This is a genomic window from Sphingobium sp. CFD-2 (genome assembly GCF_024611135.1).
Lineage (GTDB): Bacteria > Pseudomonadota > Alphaproteobacteria > Sphingomonadales > Sphingomonadaceae > Sphingobium > Sphingobium fuliginis.
Window position 1 is genome coordinate 134,933 of record NZ_CP084407.1, and the last position, 25,876, is coordinate 160,808.

Annotated in this window: 26 protein-coding genes; 6 read left to right on the plus strand and 20 right to left on the minus strand. The window is 60.5% G+C overall.

The window, feature by feature from the left end:
* The first annotated feature begins 3 nt into the window (after positions 1-3).
* The 3 genes from LDB29_RS26025 to LDB29_RS26035 all read left to right on the plus strand — a co-directional run bounded on the left by LDB29_RS26025 (position 4) and on the right by LDB29_RS26035 (position 1,552).
* The gene (locus LDB29_RS26025) at positions 4-654 is read left to right on the plus strand and encodes a carbonic anhydrase (protein WP_257558433.1); all 651 of its coding nucleotides are present in this window, start codon (positions 4-6) and stop codon (positions 652-654) included.
* Between the two features lie 50 nt (positions 655-704).
* On the plus strand, positions 705-1,058 hold the full coding sequence (locus LDB29_RS26030; RefSeq protein WP_257558434.1) for a hypothetical protein: 354 nt from the start codon (positions 705-707) through the stop codon (positions 1,056-1,058).
* A 182-nt stretch (positions 1,059-1,240) separates the two neighbouring features.
* Positions 1,241-1,552: a hypothetical protein gene (locus tag LDB29_RS26035; protein ID WP_257558435.1), complete on the plus strand. Its 312-nt coding sequence runs from the start codon at positions 1,241-1,243 to the stop codon at positions 1,550-1,552.
* Positions 1,553-1,558: 6 nt separating this feature from the next.
* Here LDB29_RS26035 and LDB29_RS26040 read toward each other — a convergent pair whose 3' ends face one another.
* The 8 genes from LDB29_RS26040 to LDB29_RS26075 form a co-directional block, all read right to left on the minus strand.
* Positions 1,559-3,019, minus strand: coding sequence for an efflux transporter outer membrane subunit (locus LDB29_RS26040; RefSeq protein ID WP_257558436.1), 1,461 nt, complete (start codon positions 3,017-3,019; stop codon positions 1,559-1,561).
* A complete protein-coding gene (locus tag LDB29_RS26045) occupies positions 3,013-3,912 on the minus strand; it encodes an efflux RND transporter periplasmic adaptor subunit (protein WP_257558438.1) in 900 nt (299 codons plus the stop codon). Before LDB29_RS26045 ends, LDB29_RS26040 begins: the two co-directional genes overlap by 7 nt.
* A complete protein-coding gene (locus tag LDB29_RS26050) occupies positions 3,912-4,136 on the minus strand; it encodes a DUF1656 domain-containing protein (RefSeq protein ID WP_257558440.1) in 225 nt (74 codons plus the stop codon). Before LDB29_RS26050 ends, LDB29_RS26045 begins: the two co-directional genes overlap by 1 nt.
* A complete protein-coding gene (locus LDB29_RS26055) occupies positions 4,129-6,186 on the minus strand; it encodes an FUSC family protein (protein ID WP_373886396.1) in 2,058 nt (685 codons plus the stop codon). Before LDB29_RS26055 ends, LDB29_RS26050 begins: the two co-directional genes overlap by 8 nt.
* Positions 6,187-6,405: 219 nt before the next feature.
* The gene (locus LDB29_RS26060) at positions 6,406-6,657 is read right to left on the minus strand and encodes a PrgI family protein (protein ID WP_257558444.1); all 252 of its coding nucleotides are present in this window, start codon (positions 6,655-6,657) and stop codon (positions 6,406-6,408) included.
* A 625-nt stretch (positions 6,658-7,282) separates the two neighbouring features.
* A complete protein-coding gene (hmpA, locus tag LDB29_RS26065) occupies positions 7,283-8,494 on the minus strand; it encodes an NO-inducible flavohemoprotein (protein ID WP_257558446.1) in 1,212 nt (403 codons plus the stop codon).
* Positions 8,495-8,531: 37 nt separating this feature from the next.
* On the minus strand, positions 8,532-8,807 hold the full coding sequence (locus LDB29_RS26070; protein ID WP_257558449.1) for a DUF1971 domain-containing protein: 276 nt from the start codon (positions 8,805-8,807) through the stop codon (positions 8,532-8,534).
* Positions 8,800-9,237: a group III truncated hemoglobin gene (locus LDB29_RS26075; RefSeq protein ID WP_257558451.1), complete on the minus strand. Its 438-nt coding sequence runs from the start codon at positions 9,235-9,237 to the stop codon at positions 8,800-8,802. The genes LDB29_RS26070 and LDB29_RS26075 overlap by 8 nt, the downstream gene beginning before the upstream one ends.
* 108 nt (positions 9,238-9,345) lie before the next feature.
* On the opposite strand from LDB29_RS26075, the gene LDB29_RS26080 reads away from it, so the two are divergent.
* Positions 9,346-9,792: an Rrf2 family transcriptional regulator gene (locus LDB29_RS26080; protein WP_257558452.1), complete on the plus strand. Its 447-nt coding sequence runs from the start codon at positions 9,346-9,348 to the stop codon at positions 9,790-9,792.
* A 170-nt stretch (positions 9,793-9,962) separates the two neighbouring features.
* On the opposite strand, the gene LDB29_RS26085 is transcribed toward LDB29_RS26080, so the two are convergent.
* Positions 9,963-10,772: an undecaprenyl-diphosphate phosphatase gene (locus LDB29_RS26085; RefSeq protein ID WP_257558453.1), complete on the minus strand. Its 810-nt coding sequence runs from the start codon at positions 10,770-10,772 to the stop codon at positions 9,963-9,965.
* A 350-nt stretch (positions 10,773-11,122) separates the two neighbouring features.
* Between LDB29_RS26085 and LDB29_RS26090 the strand changes: the two genes are divergently transcribed.
* The gene (locus LDB29_RS26090; protein ID WP_257558454.1) at positions 11,123-11,275 is read left to right on the plus strand and encodes a hypothetical protein; all 153 of its coding nucleotides are present in this window, start codon (positions 11,123-11,125) and stop codon (positions 11,273-11,275) included.
* A gap of 534 nt (positions 11,276-11,809) precedes the next feature.
* Here LDB29_RS26090 and LDB29_RS26095 read toward each other — a convergent pair.
* The 3 genes from LDB29_RS26095 to istA all read right to left on the minus strand — a co-directional run bounded on the left by LDB29_RS26095 (position 11,810) and on the right by istA (position 14,630).
* Positions 11,810-12,100: a hypothetical protein gene (locus LDB29_RS26095; RefSeq protein ID WP_257558455.1), complete on the minus strand. Its 291-nt coding sequence runs from the start codon at positions 12,098-12,100 to the stop codon at positions 11,810-11,812.
* Between the two features lie 311 nt (positions 12,101-12,411).
* Positions 12,412-13,179 carry an IS21-like element helper ATPase IstB gene (istB, locus tag LDB29_RS26100; RefSeq protein WP_257558456.1) on the minus strand — a complete coding sequence of 256 codons (768 nt, stop codon included), beginning with the start codon at positions 13,177-13,179 and terminating at the stop codon, positions 12,412-12,414.
* Positions 13,176-14,630 carry an IS21 family transposase gene (istA, locus tag LDB29_RS26105; RefSeq protein WP_257558523.1) on the minus strand — a complete coding sequence of 485 codons (1,455 nt, stop codon included), beginning with the start codon at positions 14,628-14,630 and terminating at the stop codon, positions 13,176-13,178. The genes istB and istA overlap by 4 nt, the downstream gene beginning before the upstream one ends.
* A 194-nt stretch (positions 14,631-14,824) precedes the next feature.
* On the opposite strand from istA, the gene LDB29_RS26110 reads away from it, so the two are divergent.
* The gene (locus LDB29_RS26110) at positions 14,825-15,022 is read left to right on the plus strand and encodes a hypothetical protein (RefSeq protein WP_257558457.1); all 198 of its coding nucleotides are present in this window, start codon (positions 14,825-14,827) and stop codon (positions 15,020-15,022) included.
* Between the two features lie 7 nt (positions 15,023-15,029).
* On the opposite strand, the gene LDB29_RS26115 is transcribed toward LDB29_RS26110, so the two are convergent.
* The 8 genes from LDB29_RS26115 to traW form a co-directional block, all read right to left on the minus strand.
* A complete protein-coding gene (locus tag LDB29_RS26115; protein ID WP_257558458.1) occupies positions 15,030-17,804 on the minus strand; it encodes a conjugal transfer protein TraG N-terminal domain-containing protein in 2,775 nt (924 codons plus the stop codon).
* Positions 17,805-17,819: 15 nt separating this feature from the next.
* Positions 17,820-19,220, minus strand: coding sequence for a conjugal transfer protein TraH (locus tag LDB29_RS26120; RefSeq protein ID WP_257558459.1), 1,401 nt, complete (start codon positions 19,218-19,220; stop codon positions 17,820-17,822).
* Between the two features lie 65 nt (positions 19,221-19,285).
* Positions 19,286-20,101 carry a conjugal transfer protein TraF gene (locus tag LDB29_RS26125; protein WP_257558461.1) on the minus strand — a complete coding sequence of 272 codons (816 nt, stop codon included), beginning with the start codon at positions 20,099-20,101 and terminating at the stop codon, positions 19,286-19,288.
* 265 nt (positions 20,102-20,366) lie between these two features.
* Positions 20,367-23,174 carry a conjugal transfer protein TraN gene (gene traN / locus LDB29_RS29485; RefSeq protein ID WP_373886397.1) on the minus strand — a complete coding sequence of 936 codons (2,808 nt, stop codon included), beginning with the start codon at positions 23,172-23,174 and terminating at the stop codon, positions 20,367-20,369.
* Positions 23,171-23,884, minus strand: coding sequence for a type-F conjugative transfer system pilin assembly protein TrbC (gene trbC / locus LDB29_RS26135; protein WP_257558525.1), 714 nt, complete (start codon positions 23,882-23,884; stop codon positions 23,171-23,173). The genes traN and trbC overlap by 4 nt, the downstream gene beginning before the upstream one ends.
* A 70-nt stretch (positions 23,885-23,954) precedes the next feature.
* Positions 23,955-24,974 carry a conjugal transfer pilus assembly protein TraU gene (traU, locus tag LDB29_RS26140; RefSeq protein ID WP_257558463.1) on the minus strand — a complete coding sequence of 340 codons (1,020 nt, stop codon included), beginning with the start codon at positions 24,972-24,974 and terminating at the stop codon, positions 23,955-23,957.
* A complete protein-coding gene (locus tag LDB29_RS26145) occupies positions 24,971-25,240 on the minus strand; it encodes a hypothetical protein (protein WP_257558465.1) in 270 nt (89 codons plus the stop codon). The genes traU and LDB29_RS26145 overlap by 4 nt, the downstream gene beginning before the upstream one ends.
* Entirely contained in the window at positions 25,240-25,875 is a 636-nt protein-coding gene (gene traW / locus LDB29_RS26150) for a type-F conjugative transfer system protein TraW (RefSeq protein WP_257558468.1), read from the minus strand. Before traW ends, LDB29_RS26145 begins: the two co-directional genes overlap by 1 nt.
* Between the last annotated feature and the right edge of the window lies 1 nt (position 25,876).

A 25,876-nucleotide genomic window follows, 5' to 3' on the forward strand; every position in this document is an offset into this window, starting at 1 on the left:
GAAATGCGGGCGGAGGATGAAGGGCAGATCACAAGCCTGGCGCGGAGCGCAGATGGACTGGGCCTGCTGTTTGAGCGCAATCGGGCTTGGGCTGAGGCCAAGACTCATGCAGACCCTACATTCTTCAGCCGCCTCGTAGGTCAGCAGCGTCCGCGATATTTCTGGATTGGCTGCTCCGATAGCCGTGTGCCGGCGACGGAGATTGTCGACCTCGATCCAGGCGAGATGTTTGTGCATCGCAACGTAGCCAATCTGGCCAGCGAGGACGATCCAAGCTTTGCCGCTGCCCTCCAGTTCGCAGTGGAGATACTCGAGGTGGAGCATATCATTGTGGTAGGACATTATGGATGTGGCGGCATCCATGCTGCCATGGGGCCTCAAACCTGTGACGCCATAGGTCGATGGCTCACACCGGTTCGGCGGGTGTATCGAGGCTCTACTGGTGAGGAGGAATGCGTTCCCATCGACGCGGACGAGCTTTGCGAATGCAACGTTCGAGCGCAGGTTGAGGCCCTGTCGAGGAATTCCGTTGTTCGTCAGGCCTGGCGACGATCAATGGATCTCACGCTTCATGGGTGGGCTTACTCGATTGGCGACGGACGCTTGCAACCGGTATGTGATCCGGTGAAGATTTCCAGCTTGGAGCGGAACTAAGCGATCTGCGGCGGAGCTTTGCTGTCGTTGAGAACATTATTCGGGCGAAAATGGCGGTCGACGGCAGCAAAATCTACTCGGCAATTGCGGCATGCAAGAGCGCCAAGGCAGCCAGCCGGGATCTTGACGCTCAGATCGCGATGTCGGTCTTTCCCGGTCTGGAAGTACTTCCGCTGATTGCAGCAGGGGTCTGGCGGCAGGACGATGGCAAGCATGTACGTGCCTTGCGGTATTCAAGTTCGAGATCTGCGGCGATGACTCTTGTTTCCCCGGGATGCTGGCTTGAGGCGATAGGGGATGACGTTCATATCCTGGGGGAAACGGGCGAGTGGATCGGCACACACGCACTGGGCGCCATCGCAATTTGTATCGCGGCGCTCACGGCCCGGTTGTCCGAAGCATAGATTCGCCCTACGCGGGATAGACATAAGCGTGCCCTGTCAATTTCGCAGAGATGAGAACAGATCTCTGCGAAACTGTCAGGCAAAGGATTTCAGGACAGGCTAGAGCCATGCGCCTTCGATTATTGCTACCCTTGCTGCTAGCTGCGGGAGGATCTGCTTCACTTCAGGCGGAGACATCGGGCGTGCCGCAATTTACCTTCAGGGCGCTCGAGAGGGATTATCAATGGTACGACCGAATGGACGAGGCAAATGCCGCTTTGCGCAGTGCCGTTCCGCCAGGTAGCTCATTCTGGAAGGCGCTCGACACGCTCAGGAGCGCGGGCGCTCAATGCGTCGGCGATAATCGCGATCGTCGCCTCGCTCGATGCACATATTCAGAGCGCATCATCATAGACGATTATCATCCGGCTGATGCGATCTGGACGGTACTGCTGCATTTACAGGACGGCGAGGCGGTCGACCTCACGATGAGTCGCGACATCGACAAGCGCTGACTGGTTTCATTTGCCCTCCTGATCGGCGTCAAAACCGGAGGATGTTCCTGGTCCGGATGAGGCTGTCCATCCTCCGCCCAAGGCCCGGAAAAGCGTGATCTGATCCTCGTTCATCGCCGCCCGACTGTCGGCTAGCGCCTGCTCGGACGCTATGAGATCGCGTTCGGCCTCCAGCGCCGGAAGCTCGGCAATCTTGCCTCCGCGCCGTAGCTGCGCCGTCCGCTGCGCCGCCCGTTCGGCATCATCTCGCGCCCGGGCGAGACTTTGCTTCTGGTCGAGCCCCGCCGCATAGTTGTTGAGCGCCATTTCGACCTCCCGCAGCGCCTTGATCACAGTCCCATCGAAGGTCGCGAGATCGGCCTTGCTTTGTGCCTGCGCCGCGGCAATGCCGGCCCTCGCGGCATGGCGATTGAGGGTCCAGCTGATGAGCGGACCCAAACCGAAACGGTTGGTCAGGGGTGAGAGAAAATCGGCCGCCGCACCGGTCGATCCGGCCGATGCTCCGAGGCGAATGTCGGGATAGAGGGCGGCAGTTGCGACGCCTATGCGGGCAGTGGACGCGGCAAGCCGGCGTTCGGCCATGCGAATATCGGGCCTTCGTCTTAGCAGCGCCTGTCCGGTGCCGACTGGCAGTATTTGCGTCAGTTCCAGCGGGCGATGACAGGCAAGAAGCCCCATATCCGCCTGATCAGGCGTCCGCCCCTGCAAGGCCGCAATGCGCAGGACCGCATTGCGCTGGCGGGCCGCAAGACGCGGCATGCGCGCCTTGTTGCTTTCCAGAGCGCTCTGCCGTCGATCCAGCTCATAGGGAGCGGCACGACCATGGCGGATCATTATTTCCGTCAGGCGAAGACCTCGTTGCTGAAGCGCGATCGAGCGGTTCAGCAGCTGAAGCTGGAAGCCTCCATTGCAGGCGTCGACATAGGCCCGCGCCGTCTCGGCCGCGACATTGATGCGCACCAGGTCGCGCGCGGCAACTGCAGCCTCTGTATCGGCGCTCGCCGCCTCGACCCCCCGCTTCAGTCCTCCGAACAGATCAAGGTCGTAACCGAAGGCGATGCCGGCATTATAGATTTGCCGAGCCGGGGGCTGGATATGCTGAAGCTCGGCTTCAGCGGATCTTTGCGCGTAGCTGGTCTCAGCATTGAAATTGCCCTGAATTTCCTGGCTCGCTCCGCGGGCATCCAGCAGGGCGAGCGTGCGCAGGAGATTGGCCTCGGCCGTGCGGAGGTCAGTATTTGCCTCCAGCGCGCTGGTGATCAGCCCATCGAGTACCGGATCGTCGTAAAGCTTCCACCAATGATCGGGCAGCGGCTCCGCCCGGGTTACCTGTGTTGCAGAGCGAAATGCCCCCTGGGCTCCCGGCGTGTTGGCCACCGCGCTGCCGGGAACATGATAATCCGGTCCAACGACAGCGCAGCTCGCCAATATGGGCGCAAGCAGAACAGGCCAAATTCGCTTCACCACGGCAAGCTCCTATGAACGCTGCGGCCGTCATCGCGGGGATGAATGACGACCGTAGCGGTCTGGCCCGGGATCATGCGCACTTGCGGCGGTATCCTGTCGATCGTGACGCGAACCGGAATGCGCTGGGCGAGCCGAACCCAGGTGAAGGACGGGTTCACATTGGCGAGTTGGCCGTTTGCGCCGGCACGTTCGCGATCTTCCACGCCGCCGGCGATGCTCTGCACATGGCCCTTTATTTCATCCGCAACACCCATGAGGTAGATGCTTGCAGGATCACCGACGCGGATGGCAGGCAATTTGGTTTCTTCGAAATAGCCCTCGACGCGCAGGGATTTGCCGTAAACGAGCGCGAGCGCCGGCGTGCCGGCCGACAGGTAAACACCCGGTTGCAGCGACATGTTGGCAACTGTCCCATCGACAGGCGCGCGCACGAAAGTGCGGTCGAGGTTGAAGCGGGCAAGGTTGCGGGCGGCGATCGCTTGCCCGATGTTCGCCCGCAGCTGGTCCACGCGAGCCCGGCCCTGTTCAATGACTTCCGCAGCGATTACCTCGGTCATCGCGTGATTGCGCTTATCTTCCCGGATTGCCTGCGCAAGTGCTGCCTTTTGACTGGCAACATTGGCAGCGGCCTGCTCAAGCGCAAGCTGATAGCGCGGCCGGTCGATCACGAGCAGGATGTCACCTTTCTTCACTGGTTGATTGTCGGTGACGCGGACCTCCGTTACGAGGCCGCTCACATCCGCAGCAACGGGCACCATATCGGCACGCACCTTGCCGTCACGCGTGACAGGCTCGACCTGATACCGGATCCACAAGGCATAGATCCCGCCCAGGATGGCCAGCAGGACGAGCAGCGTGGTGAGCGATCGCAGGAGGTTTTGGCGGTGCAGCATCAGGGAGTGAACCATCGATAGAGGAAGGCGTCGGCAAGGGCGGACAGCCCCCACCAGAACAGGATGAAGAGAGCGAGTTCGAGCAAGCTGGGATGCCACAGGAGGCGTGCGAGCGGCAGGCGCTGCAGCGGGCTGCGCACCAGATAAACCAGCACTGCGGCCAGTACGCCCCAGACAAGGGCTGCGGGCATGTAGACGCCCAGCACATGTATTTCCTCAATCACTCACCGCTTCCTTTCCCAGGGCGGCGGCCTGGGGGAACAGATTGCAGCGCATCCCCACCAGAGCGCGCAGCGCCCGGCGGCGTGTTTCATCCTGGGGCAAGTCCAGCATGGCAAGCAGCGCGTGATCGACAGCATGGAGCAAGCCCGCCGGCGGAGACTTGGCCAATCCATCCTTCCAGCGCGCGTCATAGAAGGACGCGAGGCCGGCAAGGACCGCGCCCAACCGATGGCGCACATCATGCGGGACATGCGGCAGTGACCGGCGCAACGGGATTATATTGCGTCCTATCCGCAGGTCTGCGAGCCCGTCGGCGCTATGCAGCACGTCCCCCGGCGCGGCCAGGGCCATGCGCGCCGCCACCTGTCCCAACCGGTCGACGGCCTTTGCAGTCCAGCGGTCGGGCTGGAACGGGCGGCGAATGTCGGACAGCTGCGCCAACTCGCCCCAATTGGCTCGCACGATGCGTCGCGCCGTCCAAAGCGCGTTGGCGGAGCGGAAGAGGCGCGTGACCGCAAGCGTCGTGACGATCCCGCCGAGCTGCGCCAATCCTGTATTCACGAACAGCGCAAAATCCGCCTGAAAGCGGGCAAGGAAGCCCATCGCCACGATGAAACAGGAAAACATCGGCAACGCCTGGGGCGACCGCTTCGGATCGGCTTGTATATACCCCATCCAGAGCAGGGCCGGCGCCAAGGTGATGATGAGCATCTCAAAGCCATCGACCCGCGGGAGGATGACGAAGAGATAAAAGGCAGCGAGCGGGAAGGTCTTGAGCGTGGCGAGAAGATAACGGCCGATCACCGGCGCCGGGTCATCCTGGGCGGCGAATGAACAGGTGATGAGAGCGGCAAAGGCAGCCGTCGCCGAGCCGTTGGGCCAGGCAAGCAGAATCCAGATCGCGCAATAGATCATGATCGCCGTTGCCGTCGCCAAGCCCGCCAGCGCGGCAACGCCATGGTCGCGCGCGAGCGTGAACGATGGCGGCTCTGCTCTTAGCGCTGGCCGCCCGGGCGCCCCGATTCTTTGAACGAGTCTTTCGCTTGCAGCCAGTTCGACCAGGAACTCGGAAATACGCGCACAAGCGCTGCCTGTCAGAAGCGATATCCAGTTGCCCTGCCTGTCCATCGCGGCGGCCATCGCATCGCATCGTTGCAGAAGTGGCCGCAGCTCGCCAAGACCGCTATCCGCCCGCGTCAACCAATCGATGATGTCGTCGACCAGTGCGCGCAATTCCGACGGAATGGCGGCATTTTCCCTTAGCAGATCCAGCCGGTTGGCGGCGGCTGAAGCCAAAGGCAGAATATTGGCCAGATGCTGTTGCAGCGCTGTCACGCGGCGGCGGGTGGCAGGCGCCCAGCGCTGGTCGAAGGGGAGGTGAACGGCGATCATGCCCAGTTCGGTCACGTCCGCGGCCAGCACCCGTCGATGTTCGTCTTCGAGTCGACTGTGATGGCTGCCCAGCGCTTCGGCGGTCCAGCGACGCGCATGCCCCAGAAAGGATTGTGCCCGGGCGCGAATGACCGGTGTCGCGCTCCATGGCTGAAGCAGCGCGTGGACGGCGGTGACGCATAGAATCGCCACAGTCATTTCCTCGACCCGTGCGATCGTCGTGTCGAAAATGTTGCCGGGATCGTCCAGATAGGGAAAGCTGATGACCGCCGAGCTGAACGCTGCCATCTGGAACAGAAAAGCTCTGGGCGTGCGATCCAGAACAGCGAGGTAAATGCAAAAGCCCGTCCATGAGGCGAGGCACAGGACCAGGAGCTCCGGTGAGTTTTGCAGATTGGGCACCAGCAGGATCGTCATGACCGCCCCTGTGATGATCCCGCCCAGCCGATAGAGAACTTTGGGCCGAAAGGCGCCCGCCATCGGCTGCGCCGTGACATAGACTGTCAGCAGCGCCCACCAGGGCCGCGGCAGGCTGGCCGAGAAGGCGATGGTCAGCGTAACCGCTGCCGCCAGAAAGCTGCTTACCGAAAAGAGCAGCTTTTGGGGATCGACATGGAAGGTCGGAATTTTCAGGCGTTTGGTCCCGCCCGTGAGCGTCATTGTCATCCTTGGCAACCGTGACATACTGGACATTGTCACGACCGAGAATGACCGTGCTCATGACCCCCTTTGCCGGTGCCCTAATGACGCTTGCTCCCCATCCATAGATCAAAATATTTATAGCTGAGCGCAAGAACGTTGCAGATATGCGCGCAAGTCGAGAAAATGTCGGGCGAACGGCGTGTCTGCCAACCCTAGCTCGCCCTATGGAAAGATTATCTATTTCCGATCTTTGCGGTGGCGCAGGCCAGCTTCCTCGGCGGAGCGATCTTGTCCATATCCCGAGAGCAGGAACGCAGCGATCGGCACCATGACGAAGAGGAGGAGCATCAACTGTTCTTCAGTCAGAATGCGATGGTGGCGCAGAAAATATATGCCATAGGCCGCAGCCGCCATAATGAGAGTCCAGATAATGGAAGACCAGGTGGGTACTGGGCTGATATCTGATGGCTCCGATCGCTGCCCCTTCATGGGCATCCTCTCCTGCAGGAACAGCCTTCGAAGCGGTCTTCACTATGACGGCCTGGCCTGCAATGTTGGTGGACCAAGCCATTTCGCGCAAATGAATGTTTTTGAAGGCTGACCGCAAAAGCTTTGATCGTTTGACGGATCTCTTTCCAGGCAGGTGTGGCGCGCGCCGCTGTGTTGGATCAGGGCAATTCTTCCGCTGCGAACTGGACATACGTCACCGGAACGCAACCCGAAGAAGTCGCCGCTTGTGTTGCTCCAGCCTCAGCGACAAGGGCAAGGGCCGGTCGCCGGGCCGCGTTCATGCCGCGCCCCTGAAAATCGGCGGCAGGGCCTGCCGATCGCTCATGCTCGATGTACGACCAACGGCTCATGAAAGACATCGCGGCGAAGAGGAACCAGAGGCCCGGCATGGCCTGCATCCGCCGCTAAAGTGGATGGAGGCGCCGTTTCAGCGCTGCGCGATGGCCAGGTCTCCCCCGTTGATCTGGAAGACTCGTCTGGCTGATGGCCCACCGTTGCAGACGACATCACCATGAGCGTGCTGCAAAACGCCGCCGCGATTCCGGGCAGGACCGCAAATGCGTAGAGAGGCCGCGCCATGAGGATGTCGTCCATCAACGGCTTGTCAGGCTGCCAGCAGTTCGTCGGCAGGGCCGAAGAATTCATAGTGGATGCGCGAAGATGGCACCCCCGCCAGCGAAAGCGTGGAGACCGCATGGCGCAGGAATGGGCGCGGTCCGCAAATATAATAATCAGCGTCGGCCACCGGCGTGTTGGCGGTCAGCCAGTCGTCGGTGATGATGCCCGCCGCGTCATAGTCGCGGCCTTCGACCTCGTCGCCAAGCGGGGTCTGGTGGAAGTCCACCACCTGGACTGCCTTGCCCTGCGCGGCAACCGTACGGACATGCTCACGCATTGCGTGCGTTTCACGATCGTGGGTGCCGTGGATATACTGGACCGGAACCTCGGTCTCCTGCGCCACCAGGGCCTCCAGCATAGCCACCATCGGGGTGAGGCCGACGCCTCCCGAGAGCAGCACCACCGGCCGCTCGACATGGTCGGCGAGGAAGAATTCACCCGCCGGCGCAGCGACCTTGAGAATGGTTCCGGGCTTGACCTCATCATGAAGCCAGCCTGAAGCCAGCCCGAGCGGCTCGCGCTTGACGGAAATGCGATAGGTTTGCCCGTTGGGAGCGGAGGAGATCGAGTAGTTCCGCTTGACTGGCGGATGTCCTGGGATCTCGAACCAGAAAGTGAGATATTGCCCCGGCTTATGCGCCATCACCCGATCGCCATCGACAGGCCGCAGCACGAAGGAATTGATTACGCTGCTTTCCCGCACGACTTCTTCCACGTTGAAATCGCGCCATCCGTTCCACCCCCCGGTCATCTCCTTCTGCTCGTCATAGACGCGTCGTTCGCGCGCAATCAGGATATTGGCGAGAAACCAGTATGCCTCGCCCCAGGCGCCAAGGATTTCCTCCGTTGCCGCCTCCCCGAGCACTGCCTTGATGGCCCCCAGCAGCGCCTCAGCCACATGAGGATAATGCTCGGGCAGGATCTGCAAGCCCACATGCTTCTGCGCGATCCGCTCGACAGCTGGCGCCAGAGCGCCGAGATTGTCGATGTTGCTGGCATAGGCAAGGATCGCTCCCGTCAGCGCGCGAGGCTGGGAACCGGTATCGCCGTGATGAGACTGATTGAACAAATCGCGGATCTCGGGATTCTGGAACATGCGCGAATACATCTCATGCACGATGTCCAGACCATGAGCTTCCAGGGCGGGGACAGTGGCTTTGACAAGCGCGACGGTCTGCTCGCTGAGAGGCTGAGACATGATTTCTCCTTTGCTAGGTTGACGTTACAGGGAGCGGTCAGGAAAAGGGAACCTGATTGTAGAAATCGACCCGCATCTTCATGGGCCCGAGCGGCGTGACGAAATGGGGTTGTCCGGGCAGCACGACGCCGGGATTGTCCCTCGTCAATATGGTTTGCGACAATGGTTCCAGGCATGTGAGTTGAACGCGCCCTTCCAGGATCCTGATCACCCCCCAAACACCCGCCTTGGTGTCATGCCGCGACCGCAGTGCGGCCGGAAGAGTGTCCTGGTCGAACACTGGCGTGGAACGATAGGGCCGGATATCAGCCATGATGCGCTGGTCCATTTTGCTGGTCCTTATCCATCGCAGGACAGGACATGGGATGTCGCGGCAGCCGGAAGAATATCGCGAGCTGCAAACTCTCGGCGATCTGAGCCGCCTTGGCCTGGAGGGCTGCGGCGGCATCTGCTGCCACCAGATCACCTGTGGTCTGGTTCCAGAGCAGCAGCCACCGTTTGAACAGTTCCGGCGAGAGCCGTGACTTGTGCTTGAGGTGCGCAACAACAGGCTGCCCCTTGTAGCGCCCGCTTCCCAACATCACCGATGACCAGAAGTCGGTCAGCCTGCTTAAATGCTCCGGCCAGTCCTGCACCGCGTCATTGAAAATGGGACCAAGCCTGTCATCCTCCCGGACGCGGGCATAGAATGCCTCGACCACCCGTTCCAGGTCGCTTTCACTGACAGATGAGACGCCATTCACGACTCAACCTCCAATCATGCATTGCAAATGCATCTATTGTGTTCTCTGGAAAGATGCAAACGGAATGTATATTATCTGTCGCAGAAAGGAGGATGGACGCTCACGACCATGAAGCTCACGCTGTTTACCGACTACGCCATGCGCGCGCTGCTCTATCTTGCCGGGCGACCCGGGCGCCTGTCCTCGATCGCCGAGGTCGCGCAGGCCTATGATATTTCGCAGAACCACCTGATGAAGGTCGTGAACGATCTTGCGCGAGCCGGTTATATCGAGAGCGTGAGGGGACGCGGTGGCGGGATTCGACTCGGTAGAAATGCGGCGGATATCAATCTTGGCGAACTGGTCCGCCATACTGAAGGCGGATTCGACCTGGTGGATTGTGGGAACTGCATCGCCGCTCCTGCCTGCAAACTGACCGGCGTCCTAAAAGAAGCCCTGGGAGCGTTCCTGGCCGTGCTTGATCGATACTCGCTCGCGGATCTCGCAGCCGATCCAGGTCAATTCGAGGCCATCTTCGATTCGTCAGGCGCCGGCTGGCCGCGAGCGACTGGCTAGACTCCCGTCCCTGGCCACGCGTCTCCAAAGCATGGTCGTCGGCCTCACGGCGCTCGCATGCCAGGCAATTAGGTTGTTCGTTGATGCGACCGCACACCCGAAGTGCTCTCAAACCCCTGGTGCGTGCCTCCCCCCCTGACCGTAAAATATGCGGGAATGCCCTTCCTGGCCTATCGTGTCGACAGCCACAGCAAAGCGGCCGTTCCAGCGACTATCCTGTACCAGGCGAAGGGCGCAAAGCCATGACGCGAGACCAGACCTACAAACCATTTGATGACGAGCAGCGCGACAATGAAGGAGATGGCGAAGCCAAGCGCGATGCTGTCCCACCCGACCGCTGCCGAGGTGATCTGATCACCCTTTTTCAGCAGTTCGAGCGTGGTTGCCCCCAGCATCGTGGGGATTGCCAGGAAGAAGCTGAATTCCGCAGCTGTGCGCCGTTCAACGCCGAGGGCCAGCGCTCCCATGATGGTTGCGCCCGATCGGCTGACGCCCGGGATCATGGATATGCACTGGATGAAGCCGATGCCAATGACGCGGACGAGGGGAATGTCGGCGATACCATGAAAACGGTTTTCCTTGATCATCCGTTCGATCAGCAAAATGGCGATGCCGCCCACGACCAGCGCCCAGGCGACCACCTTGGGCGCGCCGAGCAGCGTTTCGATCGCATCGTGCAGTGTAAGACCGATCACTGCCGAGGGAATGAAAGCGATGATCAGGTTGCGCAGGAATCGCCAACTTGTTGGCTGCCGGTGCAGCAGCCCCGTCGCCACCGCCCAGAAGGTTCGCCAATAGAGCACCACCACCGCCAGAATCGCGCCGAGCTGGATCACGATGTTGAACATTGCCCAGGTCGAGGCGTCATAGCCCAACAATTCACTCGCCAGGATCAGGTGGCCAGTCGATGATACCGGTAGAAACTCGGTCAGTCCTTCGACGATCCCAAGCAGGATGACTGTCAGATAGTGCAAGTCCATGACTGGATAAGATCCTTGGGGTCAGACAAGTGAAGTTCCTCCCGGGACGGCGGAGGAGAGATCGATGTCGCGCTCTTGCGCAGGAGCAAGGCTGTATGCAAGCCCTTTGCTGGATGAAAGGGAGCGTTGTCAGCGTCTTGCGGCGACCGCTGGAAGAGCCGGCTGCGCCTGTGCCGGTCAAGGCCGATGCGAAGGGAGATCCGATGTTTGCCCGAATGTCGCCTGCGGCGGCGTGCTGGTCGCATGCAACGTTGAGCGACCCTGCGATCGCATCTGTCCGAGGAGACCGCTTCTGTTCGTCATGACAAAGGCGCGCTTCCTGGTGTACCTCGGGACTGAAGGAGGTCGCATTGTCCCATAGCGAGCCCAACATTATCGTTTCGCCGCTGTCCGGGCGTGTCACGATCGAGGAAATCACGGTTGACGTGCAAATCTACCGTCTTGTGCACGACCCACACTGGGCGCTTGAGGTGATCAACTCCAACGGAATGTCGACCGTCTGAGAGACCCTGTTCGAATCCGACCAACAAGCGTTTGATGCCTTTACGCTCGTCGTACAGTCAGAAGGCATGATGACCTTCCTCGATGAGGACAGGGAACACGATCAGCCGACGATACATTGATCGGAAATGTTCAAGCCAGCCGTCAGGACATTGACGGGGAAAACCGGGCGATGAACCAACTTCCTCAGTAGCTTACTGCTGTGCATTGAAGGCAGATGCAAGGGATACGCTCGCGCGTTTTGCAGATCGCTTTTTCTGCGGCAAAACCGGCGCGGGCGGACGTCCCCCGCCACGCAGCCGCGGCCGCCGTCACTGCCCCACTCTGTTCGCGCCTGAATTCTGCACGACTGCAACCGCGATATTTCGTACGATCCTACGGCTTAGCCTGGTGTCGGAAAGGTAGTTCACATCGCGCCTGATCCGCCTCACCAGGATGCGCATTTCACCGAAGGTCGGTAGTCGCCCCTGTCCCATCGCCGCGATGATCGCTGGGTAGGACCACGATTGCCGCTCGATCATATTGGATCCTTTCAGTCAACGGTTGCGCGATGCGCCGCCTCTGCGCCTTGCCGATCTTTCATCCGTTCCTTGAAGATAAAGGACGGCCGCGGCAGCAAGTCCGAGAATGGCGCTCATTCTCACAAACTCGCTTGCTCCAAGGGCGACAAATGCCGCGACGGCAATTCCGACCAGCATCATCCACGCCTGCCTGCGACAATGAAGGCCAAGAGCAATCTGCCAGACCAGGCATGCCATCAACAATGAAGTCATGACACTACCAACGGTCAGCGCAACGCCTTCAACCAGGATCTTCAGCAATGCCATGGCTGGCCTCCATTCTCCCGGGGAGCCTTGCCGGGGACGTGCCTGAAACACCCCGCCGATTGAACTCTCTTATATATCGTAATGCGATATTATCGCATCGGCTCGGACTTCGCAAGGGGGCCTTGTCTGCGGTGCGGACGTTTGCGACGGCAAAGAGACTGCATAAAGCGCTCGCGCGGGCAACGTGTCAACGGCGGAGTAAAAGTCGGCCATTGGGCGGCGCAAAATCAGGCCGGGTGATCCGTGTGCTGGCGAGCGCCGCGAGGGCGTAGCCCGAGTGGGGGTCGCCAACACACGGATGGTCTTTTCTGTCAGGGGTTGGAGCGTGCCTTGCGCGCCTGGCTTTGGGCCAGACGATAGCTCTCTCCGTTCATCTCGAGTATGGAGACGTGGTGGGTAAGCCGGTCGAGGAGCGCGCCTGTCAGGCGCTCGGAGCCGAACGTTTCGGTCCACTCGTCGAACGGCAAGTTGCTGGTGATCAGCGTCGAGCCGCGCTCGTAACGCTGCGAGATCAGCTCGAACAGCAGTTCCGCGCCGGTTTTCGAGAGCGGCACGAACCCCAGTTCATCGATGATGAGGAGCTTGTATCCGGCCATTTGCTTGTGGAGGCGCAGAAGGCGGCGTTCGTCGCGTGCCTCCATCATCGCGCTGACCAGCGCGGACGCGGTGGTGAAGCCGACCGTCAGGCCCTTCTGGCAGGCGGCAAGGCCGAGGCCGATCGCCACATGGGTCTTGCCGGTTCCCGAGGGACCAAGGGCTATGACGTTCTCGCGGCGGTTGATCCAGTCGCAGCGTGCCAGTTCCAGCACCTGCATCTTGTTGAGCTTGGGGATCGCGGCAAAGTCGAAGCTGTCGAGGCTCTTGGCGGCCGGGAACTTCGCAGCCTTGATCCGGCGCTCGACCATCCGGCGTTCCCGGTCGATCAGCTCCAGTTCGACAAGCCGGGCAAGGTAGCGGACGTGATCTGCGCCCTCGGCCGCGCATCGCCGGGCCCGCTTGTCATGCTCGCGCAGGAAGGTTGGTAGCTTGAGCGTCTTGAGGTGGCTGGCCAGTAACAGCTCGGGGGACGGACTGCTCATGCCGCATCCTTCGCATCGCCCGAGAGCAACTGCATGTAGGAGCGCGCCGATGTCGTCTCCACCCTGGCTCTGGGCAGATAGGGATAGATCGCCATGTCCAATCGGGGTGGTCGGCGCTCCACCCGGCACAGCAGGAGATGCTTCACGGCATCAAAGCCGATCGCCCCGATATCGAGAGCCTGCTTTACGGCCGCATGCAGATCGGCAAGCGTGAAGCTCTCCAGCAGACGCAGCACCTGCACATACTCGCGCCGACCATGCTTGCCCATACGAGCTTCCATGAGGCGGCGCAGCGTTGCAAACGCTTCGGGCAGGTGCCAGCCTTGCAGGGGCGCTGCCTGATCGAGCGCATTGATCTTCTGTTCGATCAGGGGAAGGTAATGGATGGGATCGAAGATCACGTCCTCGCGCTCGTAGCTGCGCACATGACGGGCAATGACCTCGCCCCGGCAGCCGATCACCACCTCGCCGACATAGCCCCGGATCCATACCTCCTGATGGCCGAAGCGCACCGGCACCGAGTAATCATTGGTCCGGTAACGCACCAGCGCCTGCGACGAGACCTGGCCGCTGGTCTGGTCACAAGCCTCGAACGGGGCAGCCGGCAGTTCCTGCATCGCCGCCAGATCGCGCTTCAGCCTCTCGCCGATCGTCTCGCTCTCGCCCCGCAGCCGGTCGTTCTGACGCTTGCGGCATTGCTCCTCGAGCCACAGGTTGAACGCCTCCCACGTCGCGAACCGGGGGATCGGCACCATGAAGTTGCGGCGAGCATAACCGACCAGCCCTTCAACACTGCCTTTGTCGTTCCCCCTGCCGGGACGGCCGTAACGATCGCTGATCAGGTAATGCGACAGGAAGCCGCTGAACAGCCGGGCGCGCTGCCTCGTGCCGTCGGGCAGGATCTTCGAGACCAGGCAGCGGTCGTTATCGTAGACGATCGACAGCGGCACCGCGCCGAAAAACGCGAAGGCGTGCACGTGGCCGTCCATCCATGCCTCGGCAACGGCAGCGGGATAGGCGCGCACGTAGCAGGCGTCGCTGTGCGGTAGATCGAGCACGAAGAAATGCGCCTTCTGCACAACACCGCCGATCTCGACCATGGCCTCACCAAAATCTGCCTGGGCATGGCCGGGCGCATGCGCCAGCGGCACGAACATCTCCCGGCTGCGCTGCTCGCGCTGTCGGATGTAATCCTTGATGATCGTGTAGCCGCCGGTGAAACCGTGCTCTTCGCGAAGGCGGTCAAATACCCGCTTCGCCGTATGACGCTGCTTGCGCGGAACCTGACGGTCACCATCAAGCCATGCATCGATGATCGGAACGAACGCTTCCAGCTTGGGCCGCCGCACCGCCGCCGTCCGGCGGTAACCGGGGGGCTCCGAATACGACAGCATCTTGCGGACCGTGTCGCGCGATACGTTGAAATGCTTCGCCGCCTCACGCTGGCTCATGCCGCCCGCGCAAGCAAGACGCACCTTCAGGTAAAGATCCACGGTATATATCTCCACGCCCTCCCTGCTCGCGCAAAGAAGGCAAAGTGGACGACTTTTACGCCGCCCGCAGCAGCACTTCGCCGCCGCCACCGTGGTCTAATTTTGCACCGCCGTTCTCAGTTGTAATATGATGTAGACGCGGAGGTGGTGAGATGTTCGATGTCGATACGTACCTGACCACGCAGAACACGTCTGGCGGACCGATTATACGTCAGCTTGACCGGGCTGACATTTGCGATATCGACCTTGACGATGATGCAGGAACTGAGTTCTCTATTGGCGCGGCGATCGGACAAGCAATTGTCCTACTGCTAATCTTAGGGGTATTGCTTTATTTCCATTCCGCTTGATGAGAGATCAACCATCTGGAGGACGAGTGTCAAAGAACTTGCGACTCGTTTCCCTGTTTACATTGTTTTCAATATCTACCGCTCCCTGTAGGTGCCCTGCACGATTAACCAGCCCAGCAGCCCTGTCTGACGCGTAAGATCTCTCACCCTCTACAATGACCTTGTCCGCAACATTTGGGTTGCCTGAATCGGGACCCTTCGGCATTCCGGTGATGCCTTGAGGACGATAGCTCCTTTGGATGTCTTCAAAATCACCAATGCTTCGATGTGGTATATCAACTAGGTCGGGTTCATTAAGGAGATCTTGAACTTCAGCGCGTATCGCCTCCTGCTTTTCGCCCATCCAACGGCCGATCATTCCGTTGCGCACCGTCCGTTGATGGCCAGTCAGATCGGTTGACCATAGCTCTGGTGCATCAAGGCCTGGATTATTAACCTGCTCATTGCGATACCATTGAGCTAGTTCCTGGCTAAGATTTTCACTGAGTTGCATTCCGTGAGTTTCAGCATAGCTCGCGTCAAGAGAGAGCTGTTGCGATAGTTCCTCCAGTTTTTCAGCGGATTCTTGGTAGGAACGGGCACGAGAGAGCGCATCTTCGCGCCCCTGAGATGATGATGCTGCAGTGGATGCACGACTGAAGTGTCCGCCCTTCTCGTAGGTGCCTTCAGATATTGAAGCGTTGTTCCCGATGGAATGCTCGTCGCGAGTACCGGTAAACGTACTGCTGGTTTCATCATTCGATCGCGTTTCTTTAAAGCCTTGGTTCAGTTGATCATTCTGATTTCCCGTGAATGCAACGCGGCCGTCTACACCTGAACCGACCCCTGAGCGACCACCCTTGCCTCCAAATGCAAGTTGTCCGGTCAATCCGCCGCTGACTTGTTCATTCCAATTCGCCGTCCAATCCCGTCCACGGCTTTCCGATTGTCCAAGGCTGATCGAGCTGCGCTGGTCGATGCCTGACGAACTGGTTCCCGACTTCCGGTCAGTTTGTTCGATCGACGTGCTTGAATTCCTTCCGACGCTGGTGTCCCAGCCGGACGATTGTTCGGATGCCAAGCTGGAGGCGCTGCGATCGGTATGCGTGCTGGTCAGAATGTCGTTCGCCGCTGCCCGGTATGCCTGAGCTTGCCGGCGAGCCTCATGCGCCTGCTCCCTCATCTCGGATACAAAGCCCGTGTTGGCTGTCGGCGTGAAACCGAGCCGGGAAATGGCCTGGCTGGTGTCGATAACCTCCTGCCCGTTCCCGTAGCTTGACACGGTTGCGCCGTTGTCCTGTCGAATGCCGAACGCGGGGCCGCCCGCTTGATATGTGGGGGCGACGCTCCACTGATTGCTTTGCCGCATGTTCGACGTCTGGTTGGCCCAGCTCACATTTCCATAGGAATAATTTCCCGTCGTTTCCTCCAGTGCGGCAGCTTCGGCGGCGTTCTGCGCCGGCGCCAGCATCGACATGGAATGGCCGGCGATCGACATGGCGCCCCGCGCAAGGCCCGCGGCCAGAAACGGTACGCTCATGAGCATGAATCCAGCGATCGTAGCCGTCTCGGCGTTGACCGCATCAATGCCGGCATAGGCGCCGAGGGTCACGCCGCCACCGGCAACGCCGCCGGCGGCCGCCTCAGCCCGTGTCATGCAGATCATGTGCAGGATTACATAGAGCGGACCCCAAGCCGCAAGATAGAAGAAACCCGTCGCATAGCCCTTGAGGGCAGAGAGCCCGGTCTGCGGCATGAGGAACAAGGGGAAAATGACAGGGAACATGGCGAAGAAGACGACCGTCAAAACGACATTCAGGATCGGGACCCAAGTCATCGCCTGCTGGGCGATACTGTTATAGGTGTTGCGTGCCTGAATGTCGGCGCGGGTTTGGGCGAAGGCATCGATCGCGCTTCCGCTCATATTGTTGCGGGCCTGCATGAACGCATTGATGGCTGTATTCTGCCGCATGGTTTCGACAAAGCCGTCCGTTGATCCGGTGAAAGCCTGGTTGACGATCGGCAGGTCGTTACGAAGCTTGGTCTGCGCGACGGCTTCGCCGAGCTTGGGATAGAGCTCCAGTCCCCAAATCTTCGAATTGGCCTCGATCATCGCCACCCACTGTGCATCGAGCATCGAATAGGCCTGCCTGCAGGTCACGATGTAAGGCGTGACCGCCGCACCGCTGCGTTCCAGCCATTGCTGAGACCGGGATTCCGCGTCTGAAGCGATAGCCGCCCAGAGGTCGGTTGCGTTCGCCAGATCGGTCAGCGACTTTTGGTACAGCATGATGTCGCCAAAGACGCATTGCTTCATATAATGATCGAGATTGGCGGAGAATTCAGCATCGCGGATGTTGAAATTGCGCGTTGCGTCAAACAGCCGGGCTCCGTAGATGAGCCCATTGCTGCTGTAATTGAGCTCACTCGGACTGACAAAGACCGTTTCGGCCGTCCGGGTTAGATAATCGCCAATTTGCGTCGTGAAGCTGGCGAGAACGCCAAGACCCAGCGGCACGTTGGCTATCGTAGCAGGCGCAAGGCCCGGATTAATGCGATCTGTTACCTTGATGTCCGTGGTGGGGACCATCAGACACATGTAGATTGCGCTGGACTGGAGGAACCAGTTGAGCCACGCTTTGTAGTTCAGCGTGAAGGCTACCACAAACAGCGAAAAAATGAGGCCCATCACCATGACGACACGGATCATCGATCGATAGCCGCCGCCGCCGGTCCACGCGGCCACAGCGTTGAACATGCTGACGAGATATTCGCCGCCGCCAACCGTAAAGACCTCCAGCATCGCCCTTCGCCCTCGTTACTGGAACCCTCTGGCGCTGAGACCTCGGGAGAAATTGAGCGCTGCGGCCATGCCTGGAGACATCGTGTTCTGCAGCGTGGATTCCAGGAACACGCTTCGGTTGATGACCTGATAGGTGAGCTGGAGCTTGTTGTTGAGTTTCACCTCCCGCTGCCCGAACTTCTGCCGGGTGGCTGCGATCTGCGCCTTCCATTGCTCGGCCGTCGCCTGATCGGCCGTCTGATAATGGACCTTCGACTGCTCGACGCGATCGAGCATATTGTCGAGCATGGCATTCAGGATATCGACCGCCACGATTTCGGAGAGCGCATCGATTTCTCCGCTTGTAAGAGCGTTATGGGCGAAGGCCTGCACCGTCAGGATCTTGTAGAGCGGAATGGTTGCCATGTTCAGCAGCTGCTTCTCCGCTGCGGTGAGGGTTCCGTTGGTGCGAGCCTTGATGCTCATGTCGCTGATCATCTGCCGGATGCGCGGGCGCAGCGCCGCGGAAGCGGGCACAAGGAGCGTGGCTTCGCCTACATCATAGCAATTGCTGTCATTGCATTTGAGGACCTTGACTGCCGGTGCATTCTCGGTGCCGTCGAGAAGCGCGGTGACTACGGCTTCCTCGGCTGGACCGAACATGATGACATTGCCGCCAACGTTTCCGCTGGACGACGGCCGGGTGACGATGGTGCCGACCAGCGTCATGATATATTCTGAGAAATCCTGGTCGAAGGCGCCGAATTTGGCGGATTTCCTGAGCGCTTCCCAGGTGTAATTATGGTTCTCGCCAATCAGATGATCCTTCATGGAGGGATCGTTGTTGCCCGCTATCGTACTGTCGCGGCTGCCGCCATTGTTGCAGCCCTGGCGCGAGGCGGCCCAGTCGGAGAAGACGCCCTGGGCGTTGCCGACCGCCTCGCAGATCGTGGCGCGGGTCGTGTCCATGGCGGGCCAGATGCCGCCAACGAGCGCCTGGGCAGTTTCGCAACTCGAGATGTTCATCTGGTTGAGAAGCTGGGCCTTCTGGCTGAACTCGTCCATCACCTTGCCGATTTCAGGAGATACCGAATCGATCGCGAGCTTGAAGGCGAAGCCCAGAGCGTTGTTGGCCGTGGCTTTCAGCATCGCCACGATCTCGGATGCGTTGATGAAGGAGAATGAGCCTGAGAAGAGGTCGATGCCGCCGCAACCCGCGCGAGCGCTGGGAAGCTGAAGGTTGAAAGGCGACACGCTCTTTTGCGGAAAGCGGGTCCAGACGTTCCCGAGCGAATAATAGCCTGCGGACTGGCCCTGGAAGGCGGAGGGGCCGGTCACGTTGGCGGCTCCGCCCGCCTCGCTGAAAAAGTTGTTCATCTCCGAAGCGACATTGGCGTTAGCCCCGCCGATGATCGCGCAATGGACAGATGCTGTCATCGCTACGACCGAGCCAGTCTTTTTGAGGAAACAGCCGATCCGGCTGGATATCTGCCCCTGGCGCATCAGAAGTCGCTCCCCACCCTGGTGTTGGTCAACATGAAGATCCGGTCCATGATCTCGTCTCCTGAAAGGATGCCAAACCCGACCGGGATGGTGCGCCTGGTGACGGTGTCGAACAGCACCAGTGCGGGTGTTTCGTTGCCCGGCACGCCCATGCGTGCTCGCTGGCCGGCGTCGACGACATAGTTTGGAAAGTCGCGGTTGGGTCCGCCATCCATGGAGATCGCCATCACCGACATGCGGTGGCTGTCGGCGACAGAGCGCAGGATCGGTCCGAATATGTCGCAGGCTCCGCAGCTTTGCGCATAGAAATAAAAGAGTCCATAACGCTGGCCAAGGTTAGTCAGCGCGGCGGCGCGGTCAGCCTTGCGGTTATCCAGCCAGGCCCTTTTACCTACAGTGCTGACAGGACGCTGGAGCGTATAATCAAGGTCGGGATTCTGCCACAGCGCCCGCTGCCATGTGTCGGAAAAGGTGGAAGCGCGATCGAGTTGCTCGCGCTGGAACCGTACATAGGCGACGACATTCTCTTCGGTCGGTTCAAGGATCGCCCTCGCTTTGAGTTCATCAAGCTCGCGGGTGATCGCCGCCATCCGATCCGTGGCGCTGTCTTGCGGAGGCTCGACAGACTGCGGGTCAGCCTTTTCGGGCCTCGTGCAATAGAACCACTGACCAAGCCGTCGCTCGCGACAGTAGAAGTCGTCCCCCGCCTGCCCCCCTTCAACAGCTTGCGCTGACGCGCCAGCTGTCAGGACCAGGGGCGAAGGCGATAATGTGGCCAGCAGCGATATTGCGATAGACGCAGGATTGATCCTCATCCCGATGGTTCCTCGTCACCGATTATCCTCAAGAGGATGGGCCAGTCCATCATGCGCGGAGCGGAGGATCGGCATCTTCAGCGCGAACTTCCAGGAGCCGTGTCCCCGGTCCCGCAACCTGATGGGACCGTTCAACAAAGGACGGGCAACGAGCTGCCCGGTCTCGCTCTCCCGGAATCGCGCTCTTGACCTCAGCAGCCAGCCCTGCTCAAGCCTATATTCAATGCCGTGCCCCGGCTTCCGGGTGCCGACGGCCCGCGACGAATCATTGGCTGTGAAGCTCATAATAATCCTGTATCTTCTGCTGAATGTCGATCATCGTCTGGGCTTCGTCCGGCATCCGCACGGCGTCCATGAAGTCGGAATAGACGTCGGTGAAGTCCATCTGCGAGAGATCTAGGCGCGAGAACTCATCGATCGTGAAGCCTTCGCACTGCTCGCTCTTCGGCTTGCCGAAGGGCTTGTCGATCTGGGGCCGGCCCTGCTCCTGCAGGATACGCGAGAGCTTGCTTTCAAAACAACAATAGGTTTTCCGCTTTGTCGTGCAGACGCCGAGCACGCTGCCCGAGCAATAGCTGCCCACAAAGGTGCAAAAGCCCATCCGATCCTTTACATCGAGCATCTTCTCCTCGGTCGAACACATGAAGGTTGTGAGGAACTGGGTGGCGACGCCCGCGAGAGCCGCGACATTACCGCTGATTGCACCGGTAAGCGCGGCACCGCCGATCCCGAGCGGCAACAGGCCCGAAACCTTTCCCGCGCAACAATTGACGAGCCCGAAGATCGGCTTGTGGCATGTGTCCCGCGCTCCTGGGAACACATGCATATCGTCGGGATCAAAGTCTTTTCCCGCAGTGTCGATGGCGTGAAGCGCTGTCAGAACATCCTTGAACTCGGTGGAAGCCTCGCGGTTGATCGCCTCGCAGTCACCATTGATGCAGTAGACATCGTCGCCGCAGACATATCTGGGCGGCTGCCCGGCCTTCCCCCCCGGCACCGGGCAGCTATAGACCTTCTCCATCATCTTGCAGCCATCGGCTGATGGGCTCTCGTCGAGGCAGTTGTCATATTTCCAGCTGCACTGCGGGTTGGCCTGAAGATCGCCACAGTCGCTTTGCGGATCCTCGGTATAGCAGCTGCCATCAGAATTGCTGTTCGATCCAGAGGGACATTGCTGATGCGAGGCGGCCGCTTGGTTGCGGGTTTGCGAGCATGTCTGGCCCGAGAGCGTGAAATCGGCAGGACAGTAATAAGTAGGTTGGGCGGCAACGGTTGCCGTGCATTGTGTGTCCGACAGTAGAAAGCCTGCAGGACAGGCGTAGATCGGCGTCGCTGCCTCATTCTCGGCCTTGGTGCATGTCGTCCCGTTCAGTCCGTAGCCCGGAGGACAGGTATAGATCGGCGTGCCGGGCATGGTATCGGTTCTTGAGCAGCTGGCGCCATCGAGGACATGGCCTTGAGGACAGGCGTAGCTTACAGATGCGGCGATCTGTTCGCTGACATTGCAGGCCGTCCCCGACAGGCTTCCCCCGCTGGGGCAATTATGCTGCACATTGGCCTGTCTATGCTCGGATCTGACGCATGTTTGTCCGGACAAGGCATAATCAACAGGACAGGCATAGGTAACCGACGCGCCCGTCACATTGGTGCGATGACAGGTTGTGCCCTGCAAATCGCCACCCTGCGGGCAGCTATAGGTTACAACGCCATCCTGCACCGTACTCGACACGCAGTGGTTATAAGCCGGATCGAAATTCCACAGAGCGCTTGGACAGGTATAGTTCGTCAGCGGCCTGTACAGGCACCAGCCTTCGCCATATTTCTTCTCTTCGCGCAGAAACTCGATCGCAGTAGGGTGGTTCGGGGAGGTCGGCGCACATTTGCGAGAAGCAAATTCTGCCTTGCGCATCACGCAATGAGGACCGCCGGAGAACCCGTCGGGATTGTAGTAGTAATAGGGGCAGGCATAGGCGGGCGTTGCCGAAGTCGTGTTCGTCATGACGCACTTGTCGCCCTGGACCGTGCCCCCACCCGGACAGCTATAGGTGGCCGTCGCCTGATAATTGGCGTTCTGGGAGCAGGTGCCGTTTCCAAGGCTATAGCCTGGCGGGCAGCTATAACTCTCGGCAGCTGGCTGCGAGAGCTGGCGCGTGCAGGTCGAGCCGCTCAGCGCCCAACCGGGTTCGCAGGAGTAGATTGCACTTGCGGCGTAGCTGAAATTGCGCACGCAACTCGTACCCGAGAGAGAATAGTCGCCGGGACAGGAATAGACCGGCTCCGCACTGGTGGTGACGATCGTCTGGCAGATCGAACCGGCAATGCTATATCCGCTCGGGCAATCATAACCGTTCTGTTCTGCGTCCCGGGTCAGGATCTTGCTGCACCGGCTGCCTTCAAGCGTCCAGCCGGCAGGGCAGCTATGGGCGCTGACATTCGCCGGTTCGCTTCGCGCGCAGCGAGAACCTTCCAGCGTCCAGCCTGCATCGCAGCTATAGCTGATATTTGCCAGCATCGTCTCGATCATGGAGCAGGCTGTGCCGTCGAGCGTCCACCCCGGTGGACAGCTGTAGACCGTCTCTAAAGGCACGGAGTTGACGACGACACCCGTATCGCACGTGGCATCGTAATGGACTTGGCTCGCCTCGGCCGGCAAGGGCTTGCACTCGCCGCTGCTGGCGCCGATGCTATCGCTTCCCAGCTGCGTGGAGGGGTCATTTTCGATTTTCACCGCGTTGGCAGTCACGGCCTTGATCTCGTCGAGCGAGAAGACCGGCCGGCTCTTGTCGACGTCGATCGAGACCTGATAGGCGTCGTTCGATCCCTTGAGCGCGTTGGCGTCGCTGGCGAGCCTGTCAGGATCGGAAAAATAGTTCGTCTCGGGCAGGCCTGTGCCCTGATAGCCTGGCACGAGCGCGGCCTGGGCATCGGCCTTGGGAATCCAGGCCTCGTCGCTGCGCATGGCATTGCCGAGCGCTTTGCCATCTTCGCGGGCCTGGCTGTTCGTCATTTGCGCGGGCGCAGGCGCCGCCACTGCGACCAGGAGCGCGGCGAGAAGCGGGGCGAGCCCTCTCACGGCCGGTCTCGCTTCATATTGGCGAGCGCCACGGCGGCGATGCGCGCCCCCGGGCCATTGCCATCGACAAAGCTGCCCAAGGCATGGCGCACGGTCACATTGCCAGACATCCGGTCATAGGGCGGAAGCGTGGTCGTGCAATCGAAGCCTGCGCAGGGATCAAAATCCGAGGAGACGGCGACATAGGTTGGCACCACCTGCACATCGAAGGCGCGGAACAGCCTGGGATCAACGCCGATGGCCGCGAAATCCTGCTCATCGACAAATTTGGCAAGCTCGACGGAGAAGGCCTTCATGCTGTTATTCGGGAAACCGCGGAAGACCACGATGCCCCCTGCCCTGGCCGTGTCGCGGACCATCTGCTTCAGGGAAGCGGGCGGCATGGAGAGGCTGGCGAAGGCGATGAATTGTGGCGCCTCACCGGCCTTGCGGTCGAGATTGGCGGCGGCGCCCGAAACGATGGCGTCGAAATCGATCGCACCGGCAGACCCCTTGGGCAGGTCGCTGGCCGCAACCTGGCGCAGAGTGTGGGGAACCCTCTCCTCCATGCTCAGCGCCTCCTCACGGAAGGAATCGCCGCGATCCTTGATGTGATCGACGAAAGCCCGGGCGTCGGCCTCGAGTCCGGCTGCACGCCGCTTGACTGCCTGAATGTCGATGCCCTCGACCGTCTGCGCCAGCAACGCCGAGATGCCGGCGGCGCTGATCATCAGGCCCAGGGCGATCCGCGCCCAGGAACCGCTTAAAGCGCGCCTTGCGCCCCTTTCGGGTGGAATGCGTTCAGAAGACACAGCAATTCCTTTTTCTCCAGACGAGATAGCCCATGTCCTCGCCCCCGGCAGGATAGGCTCGCCCGGCGCCAGGCGGCATGGTGGACGCGCCGATCGGCGAACAGGCATAACGGCCCGACACCGTCGGAATGGGGTTCACCATCTGGAAGCGATATTGCTGCTTGCGCATGATCGGCATGACATATTTGCTGCACAAGCCCTTCGATCCCATTGTCCCCCAGGCGAGCGCCTGACGGTGCATCTTGTAGGCGAAGCGGGAGAGAGCCAGGCGCGACGACTGGACATGACCGATGGAGGCGGGGATGTTCCCGTTCATGGGGTACATCGAGCCTTGGCAACCCGCACACCAGAAAAGCGTGTCGATCGGCATGGCCGCGGTGGCGCTCACGCAGTCAGCTGCGCAGGCAGCCTGCGCGACCGGATTGGCAAAAACGATCGCTTCCGGGTTGATAAGCCCGGAGAGCGCGTCATCCTGCCAGAGCGGATCGACCTCGGTCATATAGGCGATGTCGAAACTGGCCTGCTCGAAGCAAACGAAATCAGTGAGCAGTTCCATCCAGTAGAGCAGCGGATAAACATACCAGTGCACATGCCACTTGGCCGTGCTCTGCGAGCGCCCGCCGACCATCGAAGGCCCTGCCATATAGCCCTGGCCAATGTCGAAACCAGGGGCGATCCGCACGCCGCCCAGATTGGGAAAGCACCACGGCTTCATCGTGACGTCGGCAAGCCGCGCCGGTTCCCAGAAGCCCACCGAAATGCCGATACGCGGAATGGGATCCGTGCAGGCGCACACTGGCGAGGAGGGATTTGACGCGTCGGGCCGGTTCCCGGGCCAGATTTTCAGCCCTCCAACCGAGAGAGGAAAAAGGCAGGACCAGCAAACATCCGTGATGGGATTGACGAATTTGCCATGGCAGGCAGGTGCTGCCTTCGCGGCGGGCACAATCGTAAAGACAAGGGCAAGGGCGCTCAAAATGACGAACGCGCCGCGCGGGTAACGGGTCATTCCGGGGTCTCCCCCGGCTCGCCGGCATGATTGTCAGCCCGTTGCTTGGCAGTCCAGTAGAGGAGGCTTTGGATCACGGTGATCGCGATAATCCCCGCTGCAAGACATGGAGCCGCCTGCCCAATCACGGCTCGCATCGGCCGTATGAACGCGACGCACAGCGCTGTGGCGAGACAGGATAGCTGCCAGCTCATGCGCAGCCAGCGCAACCGAGCGGTTTCGGTGGCCGCCATGGGCGTGCGCAAGAGGTCGAGCCAGAGCGGCATCAGCCTTGCTTCCCGCTGGGCAACGGTATCTCGCTTATCCGCATGAATTTGCCCGCCGGCTTCACGACCGCCGGAATGTGCTGGATTCCGAACCTGCCTGTGAGGCGTCCTTCCTGATCGAAATAGAAACGACGTTGCCGATGCGTCATAAGGTCGATCGGGGAACCCGACACGAAGATGATCTTGGCCTGGCTGTCGTCATAACGGGCAGTGGCCCAGTCCACCTGCGCTGCGTCATCGCCGTCGATGAAGACGAGTGCCTGCCGAACCGTCAGGAAATCGAGCGGGTTGATTCTTTGGCCTGCCGCTGCGATCAACTGCCCCTTCTGGTCGCGAATATCCTGTTCGAGCGTCACGGAGGGGTCGAAATCCCACTCCCTGGGGCTAGTCGCCGGAGAAACGCCGCGCACCGGATCGGGCCTGCGGATCTTTGCTTCGGCCCGCTTTGCAAATAGCGCATTGAGGCGCGCCAGGTCTCCGCTGGCTTGCGCACGCTTCAACCGGTTCTCGATCGTCGTGAGCAGATCCGGCTCGATCACGGGGAAGGTTTGCCCGGCGCGGCCATAATCCTTCGCATGGGTTCCCGCCGCCCCCACAAGCGCCAGGATTCCAAGCGCCGCGGTTACCAGGTGCATC

Excerpts from the sequence above, each read along its gene's own strand:
- LDB29_RS26045 (WP_257558438.1), bottom strand. The coding sequence starts at position 3,912 with ATGCTGCACCGCCAAAACCTCCTGCGATCGCTCACCACGCTGCTCGTC.
- LDB29_RS26110 (WP_257558457.1), top strand. The coding sequence starts at position 14,825 with ATGTTCGATGTCGATACGTACCTGACCACGCAGAACACGTCTGGCGGA.
- LDB29_RS26145 (WP_257558465.1), bottom strand. The coding sequence starts at position 25,240 with ATGCCGCTCTGGCTCGACCTCTTGCGCACGCCCATGGCGGCCACCGAA.
- LDB29_RS26070 (WP_257558449.1), bottom strand. The coding sequence starts at position 8,807 with ATGGCTGATATCCGGCCCTATCGTTCCACGCCAGTGTTCGACCAGGAC.
- LDB29_RS26080 (WP_257558452.1), top strand. The coding sequence starts at position 9,346 with ATGAAGCTCACGCTGTTTACCGACTACGCCATGCGCGCGCTGCTCTAT.
- LDB29_RS26115 (WP_257558458.1), bottom strand. The coding sequence starts at position 17,804 with ATGCTGGAGGTCTTTACGGTTGGCGGCGGCGAATATCTCGTCAGCATG.
- LDB29_RS26060 (WP_257558444.1), bottom strand. The coding sequence starts at position 6,657 with ATGAAGGGGCAGCGATCGGAGCCATCAGATATCAGCCCAGTACCCACC.
- LDB29_RS26055 (WP_373886396.1), bottom strand. The coding sequence starts at position 6,186 with ATGACGCTCACGGGCGGGACCAAACGCCTGAAAATTCCGACCTTCCAT.
- LDB29_RS26085 (WP_257558453.1), bottom strand. The coding sequence starts at position 10,772 with ATGGACTTGCACTATCTGACAGTCATCCTGCTTGGGATCGTCGAAGGA.
- LDB29_RS26125 (WP_257558461.1), bottom strand. The coding sequence starts at position 20,101 with ATGAGGATCAATCCTGCGTCTATCGCAATATCGCTGCTGGCCACATTA.
- LDB29_RS26030 (WP_257558434.1), top strand. The coding sequence starts at position 705 with ATGGCGGTCGACGGCAGCAAAATCTACTCGGCAATTGCGGCATGCAAG.
- traU (WP_257558463.1), bottom strand. The coding sequence starts at position 24,974 with ATGACCCGTTACCCGCGCGGCGCGTTCGTCATTTTGAGCGCCCTTGCC.
- trbC (WP_257558525.1), bottom strand. The coding sequence starts at position 23,884 with ATGATCAGCGCCGCCGGCATCTCGGCGTTGCTGGCGCAGACGGTCGAG.
- istB (WP_257558456.1), bottom strand. The coding sequence starts at position 13,179 with ATGAGCAGTCCGTCCCCCGAGCTGTTACTGGCCAGCCACCTCAAGACG.
- LDB29_RS26095 (WP_257558455.1), bottom strand. The coding sequence starts at position 12,100 with ATGGCATTGCTGAAGATCCTGGTTGAAGGCGTTGCGCTGACCGTTGGT.
- istA (WP_257558523.1), bottom strand. The coding sequence starts at position 14,630 with ATGAGCCAGCGTGAGGCGGCGAAGCATTTCAACGTATCGCGCGACACG.
- hmpA (WP_257558446.1), bottom strand. The coding sequence starts at position 8,494 with ATGTCTCAGCCTCTCAGCGAGCAGACCGTCGCGCTTGTCAAAGCCACT.
- traW (WP_257558468.1), bottom strand. The coding sequence starts at position 25,875 with ATGCACCTGGTAACCGCGGCGCTTGGAATCCTGGCGCTTGTGGGGGCG.
- LDB29_RS26025 (WP_257558433.1), top strand. The coding sequence starts at position 4 with ATGCGGGCGGAGGATGAAGGGCAGATCACAAGCCTGGCGCGGAGCGCA.
- LDB29_RS26120 (WP_257558459.1), bottom strand. The coding sequence starts at position 19,220 with ATGACAGCATCTGTCCATTGCGCGATCATCGGCGGGGCTAACGCCAAT.